General features: G+C 51.9%; 27 protein-coding genes. 20 read left to right on the top strand and 7 right to left on the bottom strand.

Annotated features, from left to right (window positions below; genetic code table 11):
* Positions 1 to 19 precede the first annotated feature (19 nt).
* The 3 genes from IB286_RS04360 to IB286_RS04350 all read left to right on the top strand — a co-directional run bounded on the left by IB286_RS04360 (position 20) and on the right by IB286_RS04350 (position 2,360).
* Positions 20 to 466 carry an acyl-CoA thioesterase gene (locus IB286_RS04360; RefSeq protein ID WP_190762884.1) on the top strand — a complete coding sequence of 149 codons (447 nt, stop codon included), beginning with the start codon at positions 20 to 22 and terminating at the stop codon, positions 464 to 466.
* A gap of 135 nt (positions 467 to 601) precedes the next feature.
* Positions 602 to 1,471 (top strand): SDR family NAD(P)-dependent oxidoreductase, encoded by an 870-nt coding sequence (locus tag IB286_RS04355; RefSeq protein WP_190762882.1) that lies wholly within the window; start codon positions 602 to 604, stop codon positions 1,469 to 1,471.
* 13 nt (positions 1,472 to 1,484) lie between these two features.
* On the top strand, positions 1,485 to 2,360 hold the full coding sequence (locus tag IB286_RS04350; RefSeq protein WP_190762880.1) for a crotonase/enoyl-CoA hydratase family protein: 876 nt from the start codon (positions 1,485 to 1,487) through the stop codon (positions 2,358 to 2,360).
* A 27-nt stretch (positions 2,361 to 2,387) separates the two neighbouring features.
* Here the strand turns inward: IB286_RS04350 and IB286_RS04345 are convergent, their stop codons facing one another.
* The 3 genes from IB286_RS04345 to IB286_RS04335 form a co-directional block, all read right to left on the bottom strand.
* Positions 2,388 to 2,816, bottom strand: a complete 429-nt coding sequence (locus tag IB286_RS04345; protein WP_190762878.1) for a hypothetical protein — start codon at positions 2,814 to 2,816, stop codon at positions 2,388 to 2,390.
* 146 nt (positions 2,817 to 2,962) lie between these two features.
* On the bottom strand, positions 2,963 to 4,096 hold the full coding sequence (locus IB286_RS04340) for an acyl-CoA dehydrogenase family protein (protein ID WP_190762876.1): 1,134 nt from the start codon (positions 4,094 to 4,096) through the stop codon (positions 2,963 to 2,965).
* 16 nt (positions 4,097 to 4,112) lie between these two features.
* Entirely contained in the window at positions 4,113 to 5,300 is a 1,188-nt protein-coding gene (locus IB286_RS04335) for an acyl-CoA dehydrogenase family protein (protein ID WP_190762874.1), read from the bottom strand.
* A gap of 204 nt (positions 5,301 to 5,504) precedes the next feature.
* Between IB286_RS04335 and IB286_RS04330 the strand changes: the two genes are divergently transcribed.
* The 3 genes from IB286_RS04330 to IB286_RS04320 all read left to right on the top strand — a co-directional run bounded on the left by IB286_RS04330 (position 5,505) and on the right by IB286_RS04320 (position 7,399).
* Entirely contained in the window at positions 5,505 to 5,939 is a 435-nt protein-coding gene (locus tag IB286_RS04330; protein WP_190762872.1) for a Zn-ribbon domain-containing OB-fold protein, read from the top strand.
* Between the two features lie 33 nt (positions 5,940 to 5,972).
* Complete coding sequence (locus tag IB286_RS04325; RefSeq protein ID WP_190762870.1) at positions 5,973 to 7,160, top strand: lipid-transfer protein; 1,188 nt, start codon at positions 5,973 to 5,975, stop codon at positions 7,158 to 7,160.
* 62 nt (positions 7,161 to 7,222) lie between these two features.
* Positions 7,223 to 7,399, top strand: a complete 177-nt coding sequence (locus tag IB286_RS04320; RefSeq protein ID WP_190762868.1) for a hypothetical protein — start codon at positions 7,223 to 7,225, stop codon at positions 7,397 to 7,399.
* Here the strand turns inward: IB286_RS04320 and IB286_RS04315 are convergent.
* Positions 7,396 to 7,611 (bottom strand): DUF2061 domain-containing protein, encoded by a 216-nt coding sequence (locus IB286_RS04315; protein WP_190762866.1) that lies wholly within the window; start codon positions 7,609 to 7,611, stop codon positions 7,396 to 7,398. The genes IB286_RS04320 and IB286_RS04315 overlap by 4 nt on opposite strands.
* A 141-nt stretch (positions 7,612 to 7,752) precedes the next feature.
* On the bottom strand, positions 7,753 to 8,832 hold the full coding sequence (locus IB286_RS04310; protein ID WP_190762864.1) for an enoyl-CoA hydratase/isomerase family protein: 1,080 nt from the start codon (positions 8,830 to 8,832) through the stop codon (positions 7,753 to 7,755).
* Positions 8,833 to 9,119: 287 nt separating this feature from the next.
* Here IB286_RS04310 and IB286_RS04305 point away from each other — a divergent pair, with 287 nt between their 5' ends.
* Positions 9,120 to 10,922, top strand: coding sequence for an acyl-CoA dehydrogenase C-terminal domain-containing protein (locus tag IB286_RS04305; protein WP_190762862.1), 1,803 nt, complete (start codon positions 9,120 to 9,122; stop codon positions 10,920 to 10,922).
* A gap of 81 nt (positions 10,923 to 11,003) precedes the next feature.
* On the opposite strand, the gene IB286_RS04300 is transcribed toward IB286_RS04305, so the two are convergent.
* Complete coding sequence (locus IB286_RS04300) at positions 11,004 to 11,390, bottom strand: hypothetical protein (RefSeq protein ID WP_190762860.1); 387 nt, start codon at positions 11,388 to 11,390, stop codon at positions 11,004 to 11,006.
* Positions 11,391 to 11,703: 313 nt separating this feature from the next.
* Here IB286_RS04300 and hemN point away from each other — a divergent pair, with 313 nt between their 5' ends.
* From hemN to IB286_RS04235, 13 genes are all read left to right on the top strand, one after another.
* Positions 11,704 to 13,119 (top strand): oxygen-independent coproporphyrinogen III oxidase, encoded by a 1,416-nt coding sequence (gene hemN, locus IB286_RS04295; protein ID WP_190762858.1) that lies wholly within the window; start codon positions 11,704 to 11,706, stop codon positions 13,117 to 13,119.
* A gap of 125 nt (positions 13,120 to 13,244) precedes the next feature.
* On the top strand, positions 13,245 to 13,976 hold the full coding sequence (gene fnr / locus IB286_RS04290; RefSeq protein ID WP_190763585.1) for a fumarate/nitrate reduction transcriptional regulator Fnr: 732 nt from the start codon (positions 13,245 to 13,247) through the stop codon (positions 13,974 to 13,976).
* A gap of 175 nt (positions 13,977 to 14,151) precedes the next feature.
* On the top strand, positions 14,152 to 14,766 hold the full coding sequence (locus IB286_RS04285) for a Yip1 family protein (RefSeq protein ID WP_317889697.1): 615 nt from the start codon (positions 14,152 to 14,154) through the stop codon (positions 14,764 to 14,766).
* Positions 14,767 to 14,826: 60 nt separating this feature from the next.
* A complete protein-coding gene (gene ccoN / locus IB286_RS04280) occupies positions 14,827 to 16,257 on the top strand; it encodes a cytochrome-c oxidase, cbb3-type subunit I (protein ID WP_190762856.1) in 1,431 nt (476 codons plus the stop codon).
* Positions 16,254 to 16,862 carry a cytochrome-c oxidase, cbb3-type subunit II gene (ccoO, locus tag IB286_RS04275; protein ID WP_190762854.1) on the top strand — a complete coding sequence of 203 codons (609 nt, stop codon included), beginning with the start codon at positions 16,254 to 16,256 and terminating at the stop codon, positions 16,860 to 16,862. The genes ccoN and ccoO overlap by 4 nt, the downstream gene beginning before the upstream one ends.
* A 12-nt stretch (positions 16,863 to 16,874) precedes the next feature.
* Positions 16,875 to 17,057: a cbb3-type cytochrome oxidase subunit 3 gene (locus tag IB286_RS04270; protein WP_190762852.1), complete on the top strand. Its 183-nt coding sequence runs from the start codon at positions 16,875 to 16,877 to the stop codon at positions 17,055 to 17,057.
* Positions 17,050 to 17,955 carry a cytochrome-c oxidase, cbb3-type subunit III gene (gene ccoP, locus IB286_RS04265; protein ID WP_190762850.1) on the top strand — a complete coding sequence of 302 codons (906 nt, stop codon included), beginning with the start codon at positions 17,050 to 17,052 and terminating at the stop codon, positions 17,953 to 17,955. The genes IB286_RS04270 and ccoP overlap by 8 nt, the downstream gene beginning before the upstream one ends.
* An 11-nt stretch (positions 17,956 to 17,966) precedes the next feature.
* Positions 17,967 to 19,403 carry a cytochrome c oxidase accessory protein CcoG gene (ccoG, locus tag IB286_RS04260; protein WP_190762848.1) on the top strand — a complete coding sequence of 479 codons (1,437 nt, stop codon included), beginning with the start codon at positions 17,967 to 17,969 and terminating at the stop codon, positions 19,401 to 19,403.
* Positions 19,404 to 19,420: 17 nt separating this feature from the next.
* On the top strand, positions 19,421 to 19,972 hold the full coding sequence (locus IB286_RS04255) for a FixH family protein (protein ID WP_190762846.1): 552 nt from the start codon (positions 19,421 to 19,423) through the stop codon (positions 19,970 to 19,972).
* Between the two features lie 11 nt (positions 19,973 to 19,983).
* Positions 19,984 to 22,473, top strand: a complete 2,490-nt coding sequence (locus tag IB286_RS04250) for a heavy metal translocating P-type ATPase (protein ID WP_190762844.1) — start codon at positions 19,984 to 19,986, stop codon at positions 22,471 to 22,473.
* 1 nt (position 22,474) lies between these two features.
* The gene (gene ccoS, locus IB286_RS04245; protein WP_190762842.1) at positions 22,475 to 22,666 is read left to right on the top strand and encodes a cbb3-type cytochrome oxidase assembly protein CcoS; all 192 of its coding nucleotides are present in this window, start codon (positions 22,475 to 22,477) and stop codon (positions 22,664 to 22,666) included.
* Complete coding sequence (locus IB286_RS04240; RefSeq protein WP_190762840.1) at positions 22,663 to 23,472, top strand: sulfite exporter TauE/SafE family protein; 810 nt, start codon at positions 22,663 to 22,665, stop codon at positions 23,470 to 23,472. Before ccoS ends, IB286_RS04240 begins: the two co-directional genes overlap by 4 nt.
* A gap of 106 nt (positions 23,473 to 23,578) precedes the next feature.
* On the top strand, positions 23,579 to 23,953 hold the full coding sequence (locus IB286_RS04235) for a PilZ domain-containing protein (RefSeq protein ID WP_190762839.1): 375 nt from the start codon (positions 23,579 to 23,581) through the stop codon (positions 23,951 to 23,953).
* A gap of 25 nt (positions 23,954 to 23,978) precedes the next feature.
* On the opposite strand, the gene IB286_RS04230 is transcribed toward IB286_RS04235, so the two are convergent.
* Complete coding sequence (locus tag IB286_RS04230) at positions 23,979 to 24,440, bottom strand: Lrp/AsnC family transcriptional regulator (RefSeq protein WP_190762837.1); 462 nt, start codon at positions 24,438 to 24,440, stop codon at positions 23,979 to 23,981.
* Between the last annotated feature and the right edge of the window lie 258 nt (positions 24,441 to 24,698).

Raw genomic sequence — 24,698 nt, 5'->3', positions numbered from 1 at the left:
AATTAAGTGGATACCTAATATGAAAGAAACACCTGACGCCCACCGACTGATTCTCGACAACTACCCCCATATTCTGACCATCGAAACCCGCTACGGCGATATGGATTCCTACGCGCACCTGAACAATAGCGCGATTGGCCGAATCTACGAGAACAGCCGGGCCCAACTGCATATGGGCATTTTCGACAGCACCAATTTTCACCGGGCAGATTCGCCAGCCAAAACTTTGCTGGTCGAGACGCGCACCCGCTTCTTTGCCGAAGGCCACTACCCCGGTAGCGTGACCTTAGGCACCGGTATTGGGCGCATAGGCAATAGCTCCTACCAGATTCAGCAGGCGCTGTTTCAAGACGGCCAATGTCTGGGCGTTTGCGATGCCACCATGGTTTACACCGTTGATGGCAAGCCCACTGCACTAGAAGGTGACTTGAGACTGGCTTTTGAAAAAATGCTGATCAAAGCCTGAATTGACCGGATTTAATTTGACAACACGCGTCCTCAGAAATAAAGTGATGACACCTGTAATCAGATGCAATCTCAATAAGCATAAGCTCAATAAACATGAGCTCAATAAACATAAGCGCATAAAGGGTGTCTTCATATGAAAAATTTCAGCAATAAAGTGGCCGCCGTCACCGGCGCCGGTTCGGGTATTGGCCGTGCACTGGCACTGCAACTCGCCAAGGAAAACTGCAATCTGGCACTGGCCGACATCAATGCCGCTGGTCTGGAAGAAACCTGTGAGTTGCTTAAGAGTGCGAACGTCAAAGTCACCAGTCAAACGCTGGACGTCAGCGACAAAGACGCGGTGTATCAGTGGGCAGATCAAATCGTTGCCGATCACGGCGCGGTGCACCTGATCTTCAATAATGCTGGTGTGGCACTGGCAGGCACGGTTTCTGGCTTGGAGCTGGACGATTATCGCTGGATTATGGATATCAATTTCTGGGGCACCATTTACGGCACCAAAGCCTTCTTGCCGAAATTGGAAGCCGCTGGCGAAGGCCATATCATCAATATCTCCAGTGTGTTTGGCCTTACCGCCCAACCGCTGATGAGCGGTTACAATGCCAGCAAATTTGCGGTGCGTGGCTTTACTGAATCACTGCGACAAGATCTGGCCCTGACCGACTCCGTGGTCAGCACGACCTGTGTTCACCCCGGCGGCATCAAAACCAATATCGCGCGCAGCTCGCGTATGAATTCCAGTGTGGCCAGCGCAACCGGCAGTAGCGATCAGGCTTCGGTAAAAGATTTTGAAGCCATGTTTATGACCACCCCAGCACAAGCGGCAAACACTATTCTCAAAGGGGTAAAACGCAATAAACGCCGAGTATTGATTGGCCCAGATGCGCGCCTGTTTGACTGGCTGGTAAGATGCTTCCCCACTGGCTACCAGCGCCTGTTTACCTGGTCTGTAAAAGCCAAGGCCAATAAGAAAAAAGCAAAATCCCCACAAGCGGCGAATTAATAAGGAAGTCCCCATGACTTACAGCACCATTAACTACGAGGTGAAAGATCGTATTCTCACCATCACCCTAAACCGCCCAGATAATCTGAATGCGTTTACGGTGGAAATGGCAGATGAGCTGGAAGAAGCGTTCAAGCGCGCCAGTGAAGACGACAGTGTCGGCGCCATTGTGGTTACCGGTGCCGGTCGCGCCTTTTGTGCCGGCATGGATTTATCCATGGAAGGCAATGTGTTTGGGCTTGATGAAGACTTCCGCCCGACCCTTGAGGATATGACCTCACGCTTAGATGAACCTACCATTGCCCGTGGCGTTCGCGACACTGGCGGCAAGGTGGTGCTGGCGATTTACGATTGCAAAAAGCCCGTGATCGCCGCTATTAATGGCCCCGCTGTTGGTATCGGCATCACCATGACCCTCGCCATGGATATCCGCCTTGCCTCAGACAAGGCCCGCATGGGCTTTGTGTTTGGTCGTATTGGCCTGGTGCCGGAAGCCTGCTCTACATGGTTTTTACCGCGAGTTGTCGGCATTGCCCAAGCACTGGAGTGGACGTATAGCGCCGAGGTATTTGACGCAGAGGAAGCCAAGCGCGGCGGGTTGGTTAAAGATATTTATCCCGCCGACAGCTTGTTAGATGAAGCCTATGCCATTGCCCGCAAGCTGGCGAAAAAATCACCCGTAGCGATAGCCCTCACCCGGCAAATGCTGTATCGCAATGCCGCTCAAGCACACCCGATTGAAGCGCATCGCATCGACTCACTGGGAATTTTTTACCAAAGCATTGGCGAAGCAAAAGAAGGTATTGCCTCGTTTCTTGAAAAACGCGATCCGAACTTTGAAAGCAAGGCCAGCGAGATGCCGCCGTTTTATCCGTGGTGGGAAAAATAAGGTCTTCTCGAAAGCATAACGGGGGCCTTACAGCCCCCGATTAAAACGCTCATCGCTGGGCGTATCTTTGAAATAAATGCGGAATGGCATATCGCTGTTTTTATCCAGATAGATATACATTCCGTAGCGATCGTCGCTGTAGTCCTTCACAAATTTGTAGCGCAAGGTCTGATTCCCCTCAGGCTTTTCCGGCCGCTTCGCGGTAACCAGTACCTCTTCCACTTCCAATGCTTCCTTACCATCGCCAGCAGGAATAGACACCAATACTCGAGTTTTACCGGTCCAAAAACTTTTATCGACAGTCTCTACCCTTGCGCCCGAGGCCGGATCTTCAAAACCCGCTTCCGATTTTATTTCTCCGGTGGGCTCGGCAATCGCAAAACTCACTGCACACACGCTGAGTGAAATTGTCGCTAATACGTTTTTTAGGCCTTTGGCTTTATTTGCAACACTCATGTGCTGTCATCCTTTATGGGTTTCTTCCGATGCTAACACCGAAATTATTTTATGCCAGCCAAACCGACACAAACTTATAAAGGGTTGATCTAGCACAAAACTTAAATATCTAGGACCGTACTGGCAGCGCGCTCCAAAGAACAGCGCTATCGGCAGAAGGCTTGGCCATCGGCAATACTGGCTCCCAAGCTCGCCAAACCTTCCGCGCTATTGCCCAACACCATTTCGTTATGGCGCAGCCAAGTGCAATACCGCCACAGCGGATAATCCCGGTCGATGCCCATACCGCCGTGCAAATGCTGAGCGGCATAACTGACCCGGTGTCCGACATCGCCCGCCCAGATTTTAGCGATTTGCACCTCAGTGCTCGCCGCTTGATTGGCATCTAATAAACTCACCGCCTGATAGGTGTTCAGGCGCAGGCATTCCACATCAATAAAGCAATTGGCGGCGCGATGCCCCACTGCCTGAAACGTCGCAATCGGCACGCCAAATTGCTGGCGCTCGGCCGTATAGGAGGCCGTCATGCGCATGGCTTTATCTGCTGCACCAAGTTGATGAGCGCATACCGCCGCGCGGCTGCGTTCAGCTATCCATTGCATGGCCGCGGCACCTTCACCACGCACCAGAATATCTTCAGCAGCAACCCAAACCTGATCGAATTGCAGATGATATTGCGGCTCGTATTGGGTCGCCTCTACCGCTTGTAAACGCACACCCTCCGCCTTGGGATCGAGCAAGACCACGGTCACACCCTCGCCTTCTTGCACTGCCAGCAAAATGCGCTCGGCCTGCTTGGCAAAGGGCACGGCAAATTTTTCACCGCTGATGCGCAAGCCGTTGCCATCCGCTTCGGCGCGACTCAGTTTCGGTGCAGCCGCTTCGCTGTGAAAACCTTCCTGCAAGGCAGCCGTCAGCAAGAACTCGCCATTTGCCGCACCGGGCAACCAACGCTGCTTTTGCTCGGCATTGGCAAATTGCTGAATCGGTAACGCCGCAGAGACCAAATGAGAAATTAGGGGTAGCGGCGCAATTGTTCGACCCGCTTCTTCAACCAACAACGCAAGCTCAAAAAAGCCAAAGCCCATACCGCCATATTGCTCATCAATCGCCACGCCCAGCAGGCCCGCCTGCGAGAGTTGCGCCCATAGCTCACGGTCAAAACGCTCGGCCTTGTACTGATCGTATTGCGCCAATTTTTCTACCGTCACTTGCTCCGAGAGAATCTCCCGCGCCAAGTTCTGCACATCGCGTTGCTGTTCTGAGAATCCAAAATCCATAATCGTGTCTCCGCTCTTAACGAGAAGCCCGTGGCATCCACAGGCCCGCCGCAGAAATAATGTCGCGTTGAATTTCGTTGGTGCCGCCACCAAAGGTAATTATCGAAGCGGTGCGATACAGCCGCTCAATGCGTGAGGCGAGAGGATCAGCGCCCTCAGTACGACGATTCACCAGTGCCGCTTGGCCCAATACCTCACCCAATAAACGGTAGGTCTCAATAAAAAATTCCGAGCCGTATACTTTCGCGGCAGAGGCATCGGCCATTTCCAAATTGCCCTCGGTCATTGCCCACGCCTGCTTGTAGCAAAGTAATTTCAGCGCTTCGACACCAGCCCGCACCTTGGCGAGATTCATCTGCACCCAAGACACATCAATGAGTTTTTCACCGCTCGGCAATTCCGACTGCTGCGCCCAGCGCACCGTGCTGTTAAACAATTCGGCAGTGGGGCCAAAATTCACCAAACTGAGACGCTCGCGATTCAGCTGACTGGTCACCAATTTCCAACCGGCGTTTTCCTCGCCCACCATGGCATGCTGGGGAACTCGAATATTGTCGTAATAGGTTGCATTGGTGCGCACACCGCCCAGTGTCACCACCGGACTGCAACTCCAACCGGGATCGCTGGTAGGCACCATAAACATGGAAATACCTTTATGCGGTTTAGCCGCATTAGGATCGGTACGACAGGCCAGCCAAACGTAATCGGAAAAATGCGCAAGACTGGTCCACATTTTCTGGCCATTAATAACCCACTCATCACCATCGCGCACCGCCGTGGTTTTAATGCTGGCCAAATCCGTGCCGGAACCCGGCTCTGAGTAACCAATAGCAATCAAACATTCACCGGCGAGAATCTTGGGTACGATCTCTTTTTTCTGCCACTCATTACCAAACTCCGCCAGCTGCGGGCCTACCGATTCGGTGGTTAAAAATGGAAACGGATAACCGCAGCGCATCACTTCTTCAACAAAGATAAACTGCTCAATGGGACTTAAACCCCGGCCGCCCAGCTCCTTAGGCCAACCAATCCCAATCATGCCGTCGCGGCCCATTTGCCGCAGTGCCTCACGCCAAAGCGGGCCACCACCCTCGCCCAAGGCCTCATCACATTCGGCCTTGAGTTCCGGGTTCATCATGTTTTCAAAATAGCGGCGAAACTCCTGACGCAGCGCATTCTGCTCAGCGGTAAATTCAATTTTCATTGCCTGCCTCAAACTAAGATCAATGCTTATCGCCATGCTCGCCCCCGTCCACCAGAGCAACAAGTGCAAAAGTTCTCACGCCGCTGACAAATCGCGTCATCTCGAAAACACGGTTTATCAAACAGTTAGGCATCAACCATTTAGACGATTGGGACAAACACCGGGGTTTGGGAATATGTGCTCACAAGAAATGTGGAGATCACCATGACGGGTTCAAGCCCCATTGCGGCCATCGACGGCTGGTATAGCCTCGATTCAGAGCAGCCCCACCTGATTGGCAGCCAATGCCAACAGTGCGGCACTTATTACTTTCCCAAGCAAAGTAGCTATTGCAAAAACCCCGGCTGCGATAGCGAGGCTTTTGATGAAGTACCCCTGAGCCGAGAGGGCAAAATCTGGTCGTATACCAATGCCTGTTATCAGCCTCCAGAACCCTATATTGCCGCCGAGCCGTTTGTTCCGTTCAGTATTGCGGCGGTCGAGCTGGAAAAGGAACAAATGATTATTTTGGGGCAGACCATCAGCGGCATTACCCCGGAAGATATGAAGGTAGGGCAAGCGGTAGAGCTGGTATTAGAGCCCCTACACGATTCCGAAGAAGGCGAAAAGCTGATCTGGAAATGGCGTCCGCTGTCGTAATTCGACAGAACTAAAGCACAAGGAAATGAATTAATGAGTAACGATATCGCCATTCTTGGTGTAGGCATGCACCCTTGGGGAAAATGGGGTCGCAACTTTACCGAATACGGCCTTCACGCCGCCCGCGCCGCCCTTAAAGATTCCGGCGTAGACTGGCGCGATGTACAGTTTGTCTCCGGCGCTGCCACTATGCGCTGCGGCTATCCCGGCTATGTCGCCGGGGCTACCTTTGCCCAAGCCTTGGGTTGGCAAGGTGCGCAAGTGAATACCTCTTACGCCGCCTGCGCCTCGGGCTCGCAAGCCTTGGCCGCCGCCCGCGCCAAAATCTTAGCGGGTGAATGCGAGGTCGCCTTGGTTATTGGTGCCGACACCACGCCCAAAGGCTTTTTAGCGCCTGCAAAAGGTTACCGCCCTGAAGATCCAGACTGGGTTCGCTTTTATCTGGGCATTACCAATCCCACATATTTTGCCCTTTACGCCCGCCGCCGCATGGATTTGTACGGTGACACCGAAGAGGATTTCGGTCTGGTCAAAATAAAGAACAGCGAGCATGGTTTTACCAATCCCAATGCCCGCTATAAAAAGAAGTTCACCATGGAGGATATTAAAAACTCCGCCATGGTTGCCGATCCTTTGCGCTTGTTAAATATCTGCGCCACCTCCGATGGCGGTGCAGCTATGATTGTCTCCAGCATGGATTACGCCAAGCGCATCGGCAAAGGCGATGCAGTCAAAGTGTCTGCCATTTCTACGGTCACACCCAGCTTTGCCAGTGCCGTGGTAGAGATGCCGGATATCGCCACCGATTCGGCAGCCGCTGCAGGCGTAGAGGCCCACCGCTTTCGCGCTGCCCTGCCGGTAAAAGCCTATGAAGAAGCGGGCATTGGCCCCGAAGATGTCAGCGTTGCCGAGATTTATGACCTCAGCTCAGCGCTGGAGCTGGATTGGTATGAAGACCTGCAATTCTGCGGTCGCGGTGAGGCTGCACAATTGATTCGACAAGGCGAAACTAAACTCGGCGGTCGCTTGCCCGTAAATCCCTCTGGCGGCCTCGCCTGCTTTGGTGAAGCGGTTCCAGCACAAGCCTTGGCACAAGTTTGTGAACTGACGTGGCAGCTACGCGGGCAGGCCGGTGAACGGCAGGTAGAAAATGCCAAGGTCGGCATTACCGCAAATCAGGGGCTGTTCGGTCACGGTTCATCCGTTATCGTCCGCCGATAATTCATTCAACAGCGCCGGAGTATTGAGCTTGAAGGCTAGGAAATTTCCATTAAGCTGCTGATATGAACCTATTAATTATTCTCGGGCTGCTGTTCCTCAGCCTGTTTCTTATTATTCCGCTACTGGAAAAACGCGCGCCGCAGTTGTCCAGCGAACAGCAGCAGCGCCTAAGTCGCTGGATACTGCCGCTGGTGGGTTTGAGCCTCGTTATCGCCTTATTTAAGCATTTTCTTAGCTAAGCACTAGCAGAGGCGAATGCTGGCACCAGAGACACCGTTTCTACCGGTGTCATTTTTGCCCAAGCCTTCTCGTGGAAGTAGAACGCCACGGTGTTAACCGCCGGCTCTACCAAAGCCATTAAACCGCCGACAACCACGCTGCCGGTCATCAGGTAGGCCACCGAAAATGCAACGGCAAAATGCATGGCGGCAAAACTAATGGTCTTTTTCATGTCACTCGCTCCTTTTCGATAGCGTTTCAAATAATCGTATTCTCTAGCTCGCAAAGCGGTTTTGCTTAACGATGGAGCCACTTTAATCGAGAATAATTATCATTTAAAAACGATTGGAGTGATGAAAAAGATTGGCAAAACCTATAGCAAGGCAAACAAGGCATTGATTTCCGATTCTGGCACATCGCTAATTGTGGCGTAACACCAGTGCGGATCTCGATCCTTACCAAGCAATCTCGCCCGCACCCCTTCTGAAAATTCCGGGTCGCGAATACGCTGACTAACCAAGCCTAATTCCAGCCGCAATACTTCTGCCAAACCGTGGTGTTCGCAGTGTTTTTGCAAGCGATAGAGAATTTTCTGCGAGCTGGCTGCCGCACGCCTAAAACCCTGTGCGGCCTGCGTCAACCAAGCATCGCCAGTCGCTGACTCAAGCTGCACATCCAAAGCCGATAAACTACCTTCACAATGCTGATCTACCCATTCGCGATGGGCTTTTAACTCAGAACCCGGCAAGCTCGCGCCCAGCTCCGCTTCAATATCGCTGAGGTATTCGGTTAATAGTTCGGCATTGGCTTCGGCATCTTCCTCCCAATCCAAATCAAGCAAACCTGCCAACACCGTTGATTTTGCATTTGAGTCAAAACAGTAATCCGCCAAACCGCCATAAAGCAGGTCAGCTAAATTTAATTGAATGCCGGTGAGTGCGGTAAATAAACCTAATTTACCCGGCATTTGATGAAGAAAGTAATTCAGCCCGGCGTTAGGAAAAAAACCCAAGCCGGTTTCTGGTAGCGATGCCGCCACTGCGCTACCCACAACCCGGTGGCTAGACGCCGCTAACACACTCAGCCCACTGCCCATAGTGAAGCCATCTGCCCAGCACAGCACCGGCTTTGGACACTGGTAAATCAACTGCACAAGCGCAAACTCACTGGTGAAAAACGCCTCGGCCTCTACCGCCTCGCCACCGGGATTGGCCATAGCGGATTCGCGAATTCGGCGCAAATCGGCGCCCACCGAAAACGCCTTGTCAGTGGTGCTATCAAGGATCAAACCCAAGGCCTCAGGGTCTTCAATAAACAAGCGCAACTGCCGCAATAACAGCTCCGCCATTTCATGGCACAGAGCATTAAGCTGCGTAGGCGCATTCAAACTGAGTTGCACTAAATAACCGCCACCGGGCAGCACATGCCGCTGGCTAGTGAATCCGATTTGCATAGGTAAGTGGCTCCTACTTCAATCGCACAATCATAGATTTGCCAGTATCCCTCTCCCGGCTCAGGGTCTCAAGTACAAGGCAATGCCCCATGTCACGACCGGAATTGCTCAAGCTGATTTGCAAACTGATTGACCGCAGCGCCAGCCCGGCCACTTTTAAGCGGCCAATTGCCTACAAAAACAAATGGCATACCCTCCGCGCTGTACTTTTTAGCCACGAGAAGCGTAACGTTAAAACTCGCTTCCCAGGCCGGACCAAGCCGTTGGGCAATTCAAGGAATACCACTATGACTACGTTCAAAGCACCGCTGCGCGATATCGATTTCGTTCTCAATGATGTGCTGGATTATCAAGCGCATTACAAAACCATTCCCTGTGGCGAAGAAGCCACCCCGGATATGGTCGAAGCGATTATTTCCGAAGCCGGTAAATTTGCCGAGGAAGTGCTATCGCCACTGAATCAGGTTGGCGACCAGCAAGGTTGTCAGTGGAAAGACGGTGAAGTCACCACCCCCGACGGCTTCAAAGAAGCCTACCAAATGTGGATTGAAGGCGGCTGGCAAGGGCTTTCGCACCCTGCGGAATACGGCGGTCAAGGTCTGCCCCTGTCGATGGGCCTGATTAAATCTGAACTGGTCGGCACCGCTAACTGGTCTTGGGGCATGTACCCCGGCCTTAGCCTCGGCGCCATGAATACGCTGTACGTGCACGGCACTGAAGAGCAAAAACAGGTTTACCTGAGCAAACTCTGCGAGGCCACCTGGAGCGGCACCATGTGTTTGACCGAGCCACACTGCGGCTCTGACCTCGGTTTAATGAAAACCAAAGCCGAACCCCAGCAAGATGGCAGCTATCACATCACCGGCACCAAGATCTTTATCTCTGCCGGCGAACACGATATGGCGGAAAATATCGTCCACATCGTATTGGCTCGCACCCCCGGCTCACCAGAAGGCACCAAGGGCATTTCGCTGTTTATCGTGCCCAAATTCCTGCCCAATGCCGAAGGCGGCGTAGGTGAGCGCAATGGCGTTAGCTGCGGCAGCATCGAACACAAGATGGGCATTCACGGCAACGCCACCTGTGTGATGAACTTCGACAACGCCACCGGCTTTATGCTCGGCGTGGAAAACCAAGGTCTGGAAGCGATGTTCACCTTTATGAACACCGCGCGCGTGGGCACCGCGATTCAAGGTCTGGCCGCTTCTGAGCTGGCCTACCAAAACGCCCTGCCCTATGCCATGGAGCGCCATTCTATGCGCGCCCTATCCGGCAAGAAAAACCCCGAAGTGGCCGCAGACGCGATTATCCACCACGCCGATGTACGCCGCATGCTGCTCACCGCCAAAGCCTTTGCCGAAGGTGGCCGTCTGATGATTTACGATGCGGCAAAATATGCCGACCGCATGATGTTTGCGGAAACGGAAGAAGAGCGCGACGAGGCAGAAAACGAGCTGGGCTTCCTGACTCCCATTCTGAAAGCCTTCCTGACCGAAACCGGCCAGGAATCAGCCAGCTTGGGTATGCAAGTGTTTGGCGGCCACGGCTATATTGCCGAACACGGTATGGAACAGATTTACCGCGACGCTCGCATCTCCACCATGTACGAAGGCACCACCGGGATTCAGGCTCTAGATCTTATTGGCCGTAAAGTGGTTCTGGATGGTTTCAAACTCTACGCGGCCTTTAGCAAAAAACTGTATAAATTCGGTTTCAAAACCCTGTTTACCGGCAAGCAGCGCGGCTATGGCGCCAGCATTATTGGCTATACCCTGTGCTGGAACTGGAAGACCGTAAAAATGCTGGCCCGCGCCGCACGCAACCGCGATGCAGTGGGCGCCGCTTCGGTCGACTTCCTGATGTACAGCGGTTATCTGTCTATGGCCTATTACATGGCTATGGCCGCCGAAGCAGCACATAACAAGCTGAACAAGGGCGAAGGCGATACCGAGTTCTTGAAAAGCAAGCTGGAAACGGTGGAGTTCTACTTCAAGCGCCTGCTGCCACGAGCCAAGGCTCACGCCGCCTGCATGGACAGTTCAACCGATAGCGTGATGGGAATGGAGCTGGGCCGTTTCGAGCTACGCTAAGTAGTCACAACTGCCAGCCATAAAAAATGCCGCTCTAATGGGCGGCATTTTTTTGTCTTTTAAAAATTAAGACCCCGTTAGTTAAACGGCGCTATTCATCGACACCTGCGAAACCTGAATAGACTCTGGAGAACTCATGCTGCATGGGTTCGCCACTTCTACCACTTGGCCGGGCTTAACCGCAAAAGGGTGCATACTTAAAATCGGGCGCTGACCGGCATCGGTTTTGTAGTAGGTGAAGACGCCGCTCACTTCTGAGGAGCAATGATTGCGCACTAAAAACCGGGTGCTGGTTTTTTCTGGATTGTAGAAAGAGCAGCTTGAGGCATCGGAATCGGAGGGAATGGAATCCACTTTCCAGTCCAGGCAACGATCTGCCACTGACCCAGACTGCTCAGATTCACCACCAAATGACAGCGTTGTGCTTAATGTTAGAAATGCGGCCAACGCCATTTTGCGGTACGACATATAATCACCTAAACATGCTTTTCACCCGACACAGGCTCAAGACTAGACCAATTAGTTAGATAGTAACAGTGCGAGCAAAGTTCTAACAGTGTGAATTTGTCTCGGATTTTACTAATACATTCAATTAGATAAGCTCAAATAATCGCGCCTAACACTTTTTGTTATTTGCGACACGCATCAAACTTTTTGCACGAATTTTTCTCGCAAATTCTATACGTATAAACCCGCAGTCCACGCTTTGACTCATATCAATCTGACGCGTTAACGACTCTGCTAGCCTTGACTAAAATCCTGATCAGGGCAGTCCACGACCATGAATGCAGCCAGCCAAACCGAGAATTCAACGATCATTGCAATTGAAAGCGTCACGCCTACCAGCTTGATCGAGAAATACCGCTGCGAAGGTCCGCGCTATACCTCCTACCCCACGGCGCTGCAATTTAGCGAGGCATTTACCCCGGCACAGCATCTGGATTTACTTAAACATAGCGGCCAACAAGTTGCGCCCCTATCGCTTTATGTTCACCTGCCCTTCTGTCGCTGGCTTTGCTATTACTGCGCCTGCAATAAAATTGTGACCAAAGACCCCAGCGCCAGTCGCCGATATCTGGATTATTTAGCAAAAGAAATCGAAATGGTTTCTAGCGCCATCGGTAAACATCGACGCGTTGTTCAACTGCATCTTGGCGGGGGCACGCCCACCTATTTTGATGACGCTGAACTGACCGAACTCATTCACATGCTCTCTAGCCATTTTCGTTTTGCCGATGACCAGAGCCGGGAATACGCGATTGAAATTGATCCTCGCACTGTGGATGGCGACCGACTGGCGCTATTAAAAGGACTCGGATTTAACCGCTTAAGTTTTGGCGTTCAAGACAGCGACCCTGCGGTACAGAAGGCAATCAATCGGGTTTGCCCAACAGAAAAGCTAGTTAGCTTATTCAAGCAAGCCAGAGAGCTGCGTTTTAAATCGCTGTCGGTGGATCTGATTTATGGCCTGCCCAAGCAAACCTGCACTACGCTGGAACACACCTTGGATGAAGTGCTCGAGCTGGCTCCAGATCGCATCGCTTTTTACCACTACGCCCACCTCCCCGATCGCTTTCCGCCGCAAAAAGCCATCGCCAAACAAAGCATTCCCGACAGTGCAGAAAAACTGGCCCTCTATCAACTCGCTACCCGTCGATTTGAAGAGGCCGGCTATATCCATATTGGTATGGATCACTTTGTAAAACCGGATGATGCGCTGGCCCAGTATCAACAAGAGGGGCGCCTGCAACGCAATTTCCAAGGTTATTCGACCAGCATGGCGCCCGACACCTTGGCCTTGGGCGTGTCTGCAATTAGCTCTTTAGATGGTAACTTCAACCAAAACCATGTGCAGTTAGACGACTATTACCGCGCACTGGATGAAGGCCATCTGCCTACGGCCAAAGGTTTAATCTGCAATGAGGAAGATCGAATTCGCCGCGCGCTTATCTCGGCATTAATCTGTAATCTGCAACTAGACATTCCTACTTTTGAGCAACGTTTCCAAATCAATTTCAACCGCCACTTTAAGCGCGAGCTGGAGGCGCTTCAGCAACTAGCCAATGACGGTCTGCTAACCCTTTCCGAGCAAGCCATCACCGTTACCCAAACCGGGCGCAACTTCCTACGCAATATTTGCATGACTTTTGATACGTATTTGCACGGAGTAGAAGGACGCTTCTCCAAGACTTTATAGTGCGCGTCTCACCGATGGCAAAGTGCGTCATTGCAAATGGTTTTCGCTTACCGAAAAAAATTTGGCAAGAGCAAAGTGTTTGCCTTAGGATCATTTATATCCAAGGAATGAGCTAGATGCAGTTGATGAAAGCGGAACTTAAACAACACTGCCCGAATGACGCCAACGTCAATTGTGCTAACTGCCGCCTAAACAGTATTTGCCTGCCCTTGGCCCTGCGCCAAGATGAAATTACCCAACTCGACGATATTGTGCAGCGTGGCCGTCCCGTTCAAAAAGGCCAACACCTCTACCGTCAGGGTGAAAACTTCCAGTCTATATACGCCGTACGCTCCGGCGCGATCAAAGCCTATAGCACCACCGACGATGGCGAAGAGCAGGTCACCGGCTTTTATTTTCCCGGTGAAATTCTTGGCATGGACGGCATCGGTCAAAATCGTTACGCCAGCTCTGCACAAGCCATGGATGTCTCCGCAATTTGTGAAATTCCCTTTCACCGCATGGAAGAACTCAGCGGTAAGCTGCCCTCCATGCAAAAGCATTTCTTTAAATTGCTCAGCCAAGAGATTGTCGAGGATCAGCGACACATCACCTTATTGAGTAAAAACTCCGCCGAAGAACGTTTGGCTGCACTGCTGGTGAGTATCTCGGCGCGCCATGCACGCCGTGGATTGTCGGCAACCTCATTCCGGCTGCCAATGTCGCGCGGAGATATCGGCAACTTTCTGGGCCTGACTATCGAAACGGTAAGCCGGGTGTTTACCCGCTTTGCCAAACAGGGGCTGATTTCGATTGCCAATAAAGATGTCACCCTTATCGACCTGGAAAAATTAAAAGAAACCGCTAATGTGTTTTAACAATTAATGAGTTTTAGATAAAAAGTATTTTGTAAAAAAGCCCGGCAGTTAATCCGCATCGCCATATAGCAACGAGGGCGATCTGGTTACGGGAGCAACTTTATTGATGCGTATCAACGTACTGTCGCAGAAAGTTGGTACATTGCCCGAAACCTAAACTGAGAGGCGCAACTCCGTGGCCACCTTTACCAGCAATCCATTGGGGTTTCTTTTTACCCCGCGTTCTCAATGGCAGAAACTTGCCAATGCCACCGATGGCGAATTTGCCGGCAAACTCCTTTACCCGCTGATAATGGCGCTCGGCCCCTGCCTTGCCTGGTATTACGGCTCCAGCCAGATTGGCTGGCGGGTGGGCGATAGCGAAACCGTGCTAATGACCCCGGATAGCGCCCTGCATATTGTTATCGCCTTTTATTTCGCCATGCTCGGTTCACTGGCGGTGATCGGCTATTTTGTGCACTGGATGTCTGAAACCTACGGCAGTAGTTCGTCGATCATTAAAGGCACCGTGATCGCCAGCTACACCGCCACGCCGCTGTTTCTCGCGGGCCTTGTCGGCTTTTACCCTCTGTTCTGGCTGGATTTATGTCTTGGCATTTTGAGTCTGGGCTGGGCGGTTTATCTCTTATATATCGGCATTCCCCAGGTAATGGGTATTCCGCAGGAGCGCGGCTTTCTCTACGCCTCGGCGGTGGTCGGTATCTGCATGGTGATTTTTATGGCGCTGATGGGCGCGGTCGTTATTCTCTGGGATATGGGAATGGCACCAGTGTTTATCGACGCTCACTAAACAATCGAATGCCCACACCGGGCGGATTTATAAATCGTTAAAAAGCGAAAGGCTTAGGATATGGAAACCAAACTCAGCCACCCGGATTACAACTACACCGTAGTCCGGCAATTCACGATAATGACGGTAGTTTGGGGCATTGTCGGCATGGCGGTCGGTGTATTGATCGCCGCCCAGCTGGTGTGGCCCGCCCTGAATTTTGATCTACCGTGGACCAGCTTTGGCCGACTGCGCCCACTGCATACCAATGCGGTGATTTTTGCCTTTGGCGGCAGCGCGCTGATTGGCTCTTCATTTTATGTGGTGCAGCGCACCTGCCAAGCACCGCTGATTTCCAACTCACTGGCGGCCTTTGTCTTCTGGGGCTGGCAATTAGTTATCGTGCTAGCGGCAATTACCCTGCCCCTAGGCTGGACCTCTTCGAAAGAATACGCCGAGCTGGAATGGCCGATTGATATTCTGATTACCATTGTCTGGGTAGCTTACGCGCTGGTGTTTTTCGGCACCATTATGAAACGCCGCACCCACCACATATATGTCGCTAACTGGTTTTACGGCGCCTTTATTATCACCATCGCGGTGCTGCATATCGTTAACAGCCTCGCGGTACCGGTGACTCTCGGCAAATCCTATTCCGTCTACGCCGGCGCGGTCGATGCCATGATTCAATGGTGGTACGGCCACAACGCGGTGGGCTTTTTCCTCACCGCCGGCTTCCTTGGCATGATGTATTACTTTGTGCCCAAGCAAGCCGAACGCCCGGTGTATTCTTACCGCCTTTCCATCGTGCATTTCTGGGCGCTGGTCTCCGTCTATATCTGGGCCGGGCCTCACCATTTGCATTACACCGCGCTACCCGATTGGGCGCAAAGCTTAGGCATGGTGATGTCATTAATCCTATTGGCGCCAAGCTGGGGCGGCATGATCAACGGTATTATGACCCTGTCCGGCGCCTGGCATAAATTGCGCACCGACCCGATTTTGCGCTTCCTGATTGTGTCTCTGTCTTTCTACGGCATGTCGACCTTTGAAGGCCCAATGATGTCGATTAAGACGGTGAATTCCCTCTCCCATTACACCGACTGGACCATCGGCCATGTGCACTCCGGCGCACTGGGCTGGGTGGCGATGATTTCCATTGGCATGGTGTATCACCTCGTTCCCGTACTGTTTGAAAAAGCCAAGATGTACAGCATTCCCGCCATCGGCCTGCACTTTTGGTTATCAACAATCGGTACCGTGCTGTATATCGCCTCAATGTGGGTTAACGGCATTGTGCAAGGCCTCATGTGGCGCGCCTATAACAGCGACGGCAGCCTCACCTACAGCTTTGCCGAATCGGTACTCGCCAGCCATCCTGGCTATGTGGTGCGCTTCCTCGGCGGTCTGATGTTCCTCTGCGGCATGATCATCATGGCGTGGAATGTGTGGATGACCATTCGCAAAGAACAATCCATTGCAACTGCTGAAGTCGCGGAGGCAACGGCATGAAACACGAAATAGTTGAGAAAAATATCGGCTTGATGATTGTCTTTATTATTGTGGCAATCAGCTTCGGCGCACTGGTTGAAATTGTGCCGCTGTTCTTCCAAAAGCAGACCACCGAGCCCGTTGAAGGCTTAAAACCCCTCGGCGCACTGGAGCTGACCGGACGCGATATTTACATCCGCGAAGGCTGCAATGTTTGTCACTCACAGATGGTGCGCCCCATGCGCTCCGAAACCGAACGCTACGGTCACTACTCAGTTGCCGGTGAGTCGGTTTACGACCACCCCTTCCTGTGGGGCTCTAAACGCACCGGCCCAGACCTTGCTCGTGTCGGCGGCCGCTATAGTGACGAATGGCACCGCGCCCACCTGTTTAATCCGCGCGATGTAGTGCCGGAATCCATTATGCCCGCCTACCCCTGGCTGTTTGAAAACGACATAGACAGCCAGTTAGTCGGAAAAAAAATGGCCGCATTGCGGAAAGTTGGTGTGCCCTATACCGATGATGATATCGCCGGCGCCGCTGCCAAGGTCGAAGGTAAAACCGAAATTGATGCGGTTGTCGCCTACCTGCAACAACTCGGCACCCTGCTGAAATATCGGCGTTAGTTGGGAGGAAATATGGAACAAGACAGCCTGAGGGCACTTTCAACGCTGCTGATATTTTTAGCCTTTATCGGCCTGACTTTCAAAGTCTATCGCCGCAGCAGCAGTGAATACGACGATGCCGCCAACCTGCCTTTTGCCGACGAAAACCGTCCGCACAGTGGCAAACACGCTCGCAATGGGGAACACAATGACTAGTTTTTGGAGCGCTTGGATAATTGTTTTAACGGTCATTTCGCTAGTACTGGTTTGCTGGGTACTGTTCAGCAATCGCAAAACCACGGTACAGGATAAGGACAATCCCACCACCGGCCATATTTACGACGGTATTGAGGAATACGACAATCCCCTGCCCGGCTGGTGGTTCAAAATGTTTGTCATCACCATTATTTTTGCCATCGGCTACTTAATCGCCTACCCCGGCATGGGTAATTTTAAAGGACTGCTAGGCTGGACCTCGGTTGGCCAATGGCAGGCCGAAGTTGATAAAGCCGAAGCCCACACCGCCGAGATTTTTGCCGAATATCGCAATACCTCAGTGGAAGCACTGGCCGACAACCCTAAAGCCATGCGCATGGCGCGGCGTATGTTTGCCAATAACTGTTCGGTTTGTCATGGCGCCGAAGGTAAAGGCAGCTACGGCTTCCCCAATCTAACCGATCAGGATTGGCTGTACGGCGGCTCGCCTGAAGCCATTAAAACCACCATCACCTTCGGTCGCAAAGGCAATATGCCAGCGTGGGAATCTGCGCTGGGCGAAGCTGGGCTCTCTGATATGACCGGCTATGTCAGCAAACTCTCACAAGGCAAAACCGTTGCGGCAGAAGCCCACCCCGATGCCGACCAAAAATTTGCCATGCTCTGCGCGGCTTGCCATATGCCAGATGGCAGCGGCAATCAAATGCTGGGCGCGCCCCGCTTAAACGACAACGTTTGGCTATACGGCGGTGACAGTGGCCGCATCAAACACACCTTGGCCAAGGGTCGTAACGGCAATATGCCGGCGCAGGGCGATATTCTGGGGGCAGATAAAATTCATTTGCTCACCGCTTTTGTCTACAAGCTGTCGCACACCGACAGCAGCGCCGCTGAGTAAGTGATGCCGCAATGAGTGAGCGTTCACCAAAAGACAAGGACAACAGCGTTCAAGTATTGGAATTTGTTCCGGCAGAAGTCGCTGAGATCGATCTGTATCAAAAGCGGGAAAAAATCTATACCCGCAAGATCGAGGGCTTCTTCCAACGTATTCGGCTATATACCGGCTGGCCCTTACTCATTGGTTATTTTGTCCTGCCGTGGCTGAACTGGGGCGATCGTCAATCCGTACTGTTTGATCTGCCCGAACGCAAATTTCATATTTTATGGATGACCTTCTGGCCACAGGATATGTCGATGCTGGCCTGGCTGCTGATTATTGCCGCCTTTGCACTGTTCGCCGTTACCAATCTGGCCGGTCGCGTCTGGTGTGGCTATACCTGTCCACAAACCGTGTGGACCGCCATGTTTATGTGGATCGAGCAGAAAACCGAAGGCTCGCGTAACCAGCGCATCAAGCTGGATCAGCAGCCTTGGTCCTTCGATAAATTCCGCAAAAAATTCCTGAAACACAGTATGTGGCTAGGGCTGGCCTTTTTTACCGGCTTCACTTTTGTTGGCTACTTCACCCCTATCGTGGGCATGACGATTGACCTTGCACAATTGTCCATTCATCCCATGGCCGCGTTCTGGATTGGTTTTTTCACCCTAGCCACCTATGGCAATGCCGGCTGGATGCGCGAACAAGTGTGCAAATACATGTGTCCCTATGCGCGCTTTCAATCCGCCATGTTTGATCCCGACACGCTGATTATTTCTTACGATAAAGCCCGTGGCGAGCCGCGTGGTTCGCGTAAGCACGCAGACGATCATCAGCAACAGGGCTTGGGTGACTGCATTGATTGCCAGCTCTGCGTACAGGTTTGCCCCACCGGTATCGATATTCGCAACGGCCTGCAATACGAGTGCATTGGCTGCGCACTGTGCATAGATGCCTGCGATTCGGTGATGGATAAAATGCACTATCCTCGCGGCTTGATTCGTTACACCACCGAGAATGCGCTGAAGGGCAAAAAGCTGCATATTATTCGCCCCAGACTCGTTGGCTATATCGTGGCGGTTGCCTTAATGGTCAGTTTTCTAGGTTATCGCATGGCCACCCGCGACAGCATCGTGCTGAGTGTTTTAAGAGACCGGCAGGCGCTGTACTACACCACCGACAGCGGCCAAATTGAAAACCGTTACACTGTTAAAATCGCCAACAAGACGGAAACCAATCACAAATATCGACTGAGCCTAAACAGCTCAGCGCCAATCCAGATGCCAGAGCAAGGCGCAATTACGGTCAGCAGTGGCGAGGTTAGAGAGCTAAACATTCGCCTCACCCTTGCGCCAGAATATTCAGAACAGGCCGCTAACTCCGTGCAATTTAAGGTTTACGCTGAATCGGAACCTGAAAAATCGGTGACCGTCGACAGCAAATTCTTTGCCCCCGGCAGCGGTCATTAAGTTGAACAGGCACTAAATTGAATAAGGTTCTCACTCCATCAAGCCCCAGCCGTTGGCATAGCCAATTTTGGGGCTGGTTTGTCTTTGGCCTGCCCGCCATTGTAGTGGTCGCCAGCATTGCTACTTTAGTGATCGCAATTCGTCACAGCGACAATCTGGTGGTTGATGATTACTACAAAGAAGGCTTGGCCATTAACCGCTATTTGGATCAGGATCGCTATGCGCTGGCTCATCAAATAAGTGCCTCGCTGTCGCTGAGTACGCCCGCTGATTTGCAAATCGAAATTGACGGGAATTTAGAACAACTACCCGACCACTTATTACTGCAGTGGGAACACCCAACCACTAAGAACCTAGATTTCCAAACCGCCTTGGTTCGTCACGACCAACAACACTACGCGGCCACATTAGAAACCTTACCCACCGGACGCTGGTATCTTACGCTGAAGGAAATTGCCACTACCGGCGAGGATTCACTATGGCGTTTAAAAGCGCAAATTGTCATTGAAGCTAATGGCAGCAATGCCCCAGAATTTTCAGCCCAACAATTTTTTCTGCAAACTCGATAAGTCAGAACAGCATGACGCTAGCCTGTTATCACTGCGGTCAAACAGTTCCCAAAAACAGTTCTTACGCACTGAACATCAACGGCGCAAACCACGCCATGTGCTGCCCGGCCTGTGTTGCGGTAGCCGAGTGTATTCAACAAGCTGGATTAAGCGACTACTATCGGCTGCGCAGTGATAACCCCGACACGCCCAAAACAGATAAAGCCGATTTCACCCTGTTTAATAACACGGCAGTTTTACGTCGTTTTTCCGAATATAAAGCGGATCGCTGGCACAGTCGGCTCAGCCTTAGCGGTATTCACTGCGCAGCCTGCACATGGTTGATCGAACACCATCTGATCCAGTTAGATGGCGTTGATCGCATCGACGTCAATTTACAAAATGCCGTGGCCCATATTGTTTGGAATCCGCAACAGACCAGCATGTCTGAAATCATGGCGGCCATACAAGAACTCGGCTACCAGCCGCTGCCCGATTCGCCAGACCAACGCCAGCAATTATTACGCGACGAACTCAGCAAGAATCTTCGCCGACTTGGATTAGCTGGCATCGGCATGATGCAGGTCGGTATGGTGGCTATCGGCTTATATGCCGGGGATTTTCAGGGAATTGATAACGCAACGCGGGATTTGCTGCGCTATTTCAGCCTGATTATTACCACCCCTATTTTGTTGTATTCCGGCCAACCCTTTTTCAAAGGCGCGTGGCGCTCTGTAAAAGCCCGAGCACCGGGTATGGATGTGCCGGTTTCACTGGCCCTAATTGCCGCCTATCTTGCCAGTGTTTATGCCACGATGTTTGGGCTGGAACATGTGTATTTCGACACTGTCAGCATGTTTATTTTCTTTTTATTATTGAGCCGTTATCTACAGGCCCGCTTGCGATTAGGGCAATTTCATCAGGCGCAGCTTTTACCGGAAGCCGCACGACTCATTAACACAACAGCCGCCAATTCTGATTCGCAACCGCCGTTTCGCTGGCAAGCCATTGCTGAACTGGTGCCCGGTGATCGTATTTTTATTCCCCCCGGTGAAATCATCCCTGCCGATGGCATTGTTACTGCAGGAAGTAGCCGCATAGAAACCAGTGCCTTTAATGGTGAGTTTCTACCGCAATCGGTAACCCAAGGCTGCCAAGTGCTGGCCGGCAGCGGAAATATTGAAGCCAGTTTAGAAATAGAGGTCACCGCCAGCGCTGAAAACAGCAGCCTCAATGCCATGCAGAAATTGCTGGCCAAAGCTCAGTCAGAAAAGCCCCATTTCGCTCAACTTGCCGATCGCCTAGCATCCCGTTTTGTGATTGCGGTTATCCTCGTGGCACTCATCAGCTTTGCGTACTGGGCTCAGTTCGATCTTGAGCGCGCCTTTATTATTGCGCTGTCGGTATTGGTGGTTAGCTGCCCCTGCGCTCTATCACTGGCCACCCCCACCACCTACGCCGCCGCCATTACCGCCCTGCGCCGCCGGGGCATCGTGCTGCGCAATAGCTTAATTCTGGAAAGACTAAAAAAGCTGAATGTCGCGGTATTTGATAAAACCGGCACCCTAACACTGGGGCGGGCTCGCATTGAAAGCATAGAGTGGCTAAGCCCACAAAATGAGGCGCAACAGAAAGAGATACTTGCCATTGCTGCAGCGATGGAAGCCGACTCCACCCACCCACTCGCGCAAGCATTTAAGACGGAGTCCGAGAATACGGTTTCGCTAAGTACGATAACGATTTTTGCAGGGGAAGGTATTCAGGCAAAACTAGCCGGACTTCGCTACCGAATTGGTAAAGCGGCCTTCTGCGAAAAATTACAGACCATCCCGACTTCCACTACCGCCAAGCAACACACCGGCAGTGAGGTATTACTGGTCAACGAAAACCAGGCACTCGCCCGCTTCTGGATTGCGGATCAAATTCGTCCGGGAGCGGCTGAACTGATTTCAGCTTTTGCTAGCGCAAAGATGAGCTGCCAATTGCTCAGCGGTGACCGAGCCGCCGCCGTTGATGCCTTAGCCAACAAACTCAACATCAACCACGCCCTGAGTGAATGCAGCGCAGCAAATAAGGTCGCGCACATTCAACAATTACAATCACAGGGCAAAACCGTGCTGATGTTAGGTGATGGGGTTAATGATGCGCCGGTAATGGCCTGTGCCGATGTTTCCATTGCCATGTCTGCCGCGAGTGATCTTACCCGCAACCAAGCTGATGTATTGCTAATCAGCGATTCACTCTCGCAGGTGCAAACACTTTTTGATTTTGCCCAAGCGACTCGGCATATTCTTCGCCAGAATATTTTCTGGGCATTGCTCTACAACGGCACCGCCATTCCCCTTGCCGCTATGGGCTTAATTGCACCGTGGTTGGCCGCAATTGGTATGTCGGCAAGTTCCTTAATCGTGGTGCTTAATGCCCTACGCCTCAATCGCGTGCGAGCAAAAAACAAAACTAACATTGATCGCACTGCGACTGCGCTAGAATCTCAACTATCTTCAAATCGCATGGCCAATTGAGATGGACAGCCTCTACCTACTTTTACCCATCGCACTGATATTTTTCGGCACGGCGGTGGCGCTGTTTTTTTGGGCGGTGAAAGACAAGCAATTTGATGATTTGGAAAAAGAAGGCCAGCGCATTTTGTTTGACAGCGATCAGCCCAAACAAACAAAACCAGAAAATACCGACGAGTCCCAATCCAAACCATGATCACCGAAGCGCTCAGCTATTCCGCCGCTTTTATGCTGGGTTTAATTGGCAGCCCCCACTGCGTAGGAATGTGCGGCGGTATCGCCGGCGTGTTGGCCAATGCCACGCCCCAGCAATCGGCAAGCAAAACAAGCGAACACTATATTCCGGTAGTGGAGCGCCAAAGCCATCGCTCACCACCAAGCCAATATGGTTTTTTGGCGGTATTTCAATTCGGTCGGCTGCTGAGTTATAGCTTACTGGGGCTGATCGCGGGCGGCGTGATCAGCGGCATTGCCAGTCTCGGCCAGCTTGCCCTTGATGATCTTAAATGGATTACGGTCACTCTGCGCGTCCTCGCCAGCCTCATGCTAATTGCGGTCGCCTTCTCTATTGCCGGCTGGGGTCAGCTTAGCCAGCGCCTCGAAGCGATGGGCAATCTCCTCTGGAAAAAAATTCAGCCGCTTACCCGAGCCTTGCTCCCTATCAATAATTTAGGAAAAGCCTTCTCGATCGGGATACTTTGGGGCTTTCTGCCCTGCGGTTTGATATACAGCGCGCTGGCATGGTCTGCACTGAGCGGCAGCCCGATGCATGCGGCTAGCCTGATGTTCTGCTTTGGTCTCGGCACGGTACCGGCGGTACTTAGTGTTAGCAGCATCGCCAGCCTGCGCCCCACTCACACCAGCAACCCGCTCATTCGCAGCGGCTTTGCCATTGTTTTGATTATTATCGCGCTGGCACCGTGGTTTGTGATGCCAGCAAATAATCACCAACATCACTCAACGCCAGCAACTGAGACCTCCGCTCACCCACACCAACATTAAGCCGCTTGCCTCGCCCTAGCCGCTCATTTCGGTATTTACCCATACCGCTTTGATTAAGCTGCGAGTAGGCTGGAAGCTATGAAAGTCTGTGTGGAGCATGGGGATCATGTCCAATACAAATCAACCACAAAATCGCCAACATTTTCGTCTGGTATTTCCCCGCCAGGGTCGCTTGCACCTCAAAACTGCATCCGGTCAGCAGTTCCCCATTGTCGATATTTCTGAAAAGGGGCTGAAACTGGATTTTGATTCTGCACAAGAATTAAAGCTGCACCAATTTGTGGGTGGAGAAATCCGCTTTCACGACGGCAACAAAATCAAAGTCTTGGGCAAAGTCATCCGCAAAGATTCACGCGGTGCCGCACTGCATTTAGATCTAGGCGTAACTAGCCGCGATATGCTGCGCGAGCAGGTGCATATCATGCAGCGCTACCCCATGTTTTTAGAGGAAGCCCGCCGACAACAGTACCTTGTTAGCTAGAGAGGCTTCACCGGGTTAGGGAGCCCTAGAGAGGCATTGCCGTACTATTAACCGGCGATTTCATCACAAAGCTGGAATGCACCCCGCTCACCCCTTCTATTCGCGTAATTTTCTCCAGCAACAAGCGCTGGAAACCATCCATATCTTCCACTATCACCTTTAACAGGTAATCCGCTTCCTGACCGGTAATCAGGTGGCACTCCAATACCTCGGCGATACCAGCCACATGAGACTCAAAGTTTTCAAAGCGCTCCGGCGTGTGCCGATCCATACTGATATGGATAAAAGCCATCAGCTTTAGGCCCAGCGCCCGCGCATTCAGCACTGCGCGATAGCCATCAATCAAACCGCTCTCTTCAAGGCGCTTCACTCGACGCAAACAGGGCGACGGCGACAAACCGATTTTTTCTGCCAACTCCTGATTACTTAAACGCGCGTTGTTTTGTAGCAAGGCCAAAATATGCTTGTCGTACCGATCTAACTGCATAGCCACATAAAACCCTTAAAAAGAACAAGATAACAATAATATTCCAATATATTTATATTTTAAGCAATATTTCATAATTTAAACCCAATTTAACCGGCATATTCGCAATCTTATCGCGCAGCACTCTCGCTATACTTTTCACCGTGGAGTTACCGCTCCCAACCCACAAGAGCACCGTTACCCACAGCGCTCGAAAAACACTCCCACAAGGAGCCAAAGCTAAGGGGCACACAATGCCCAAGATTGACGACCAATGAC

The sequence above is a fragment of the Spongiibacter pelagi genome (assembly GCF_014705705.1).
Taxonomy (GTDB): Bacteria; Pseudomonadota; Gammaproteobacteria; order Pseudomonadales; family Spongiibacteraceae; genus Spongiibacter; species Spongiibacter pelagi.
The sequence above is the reverse complement of the archived record's forward strand: the minus strand, read 5'-3'. Positions and strand labels throughout refer to the sequence as shown.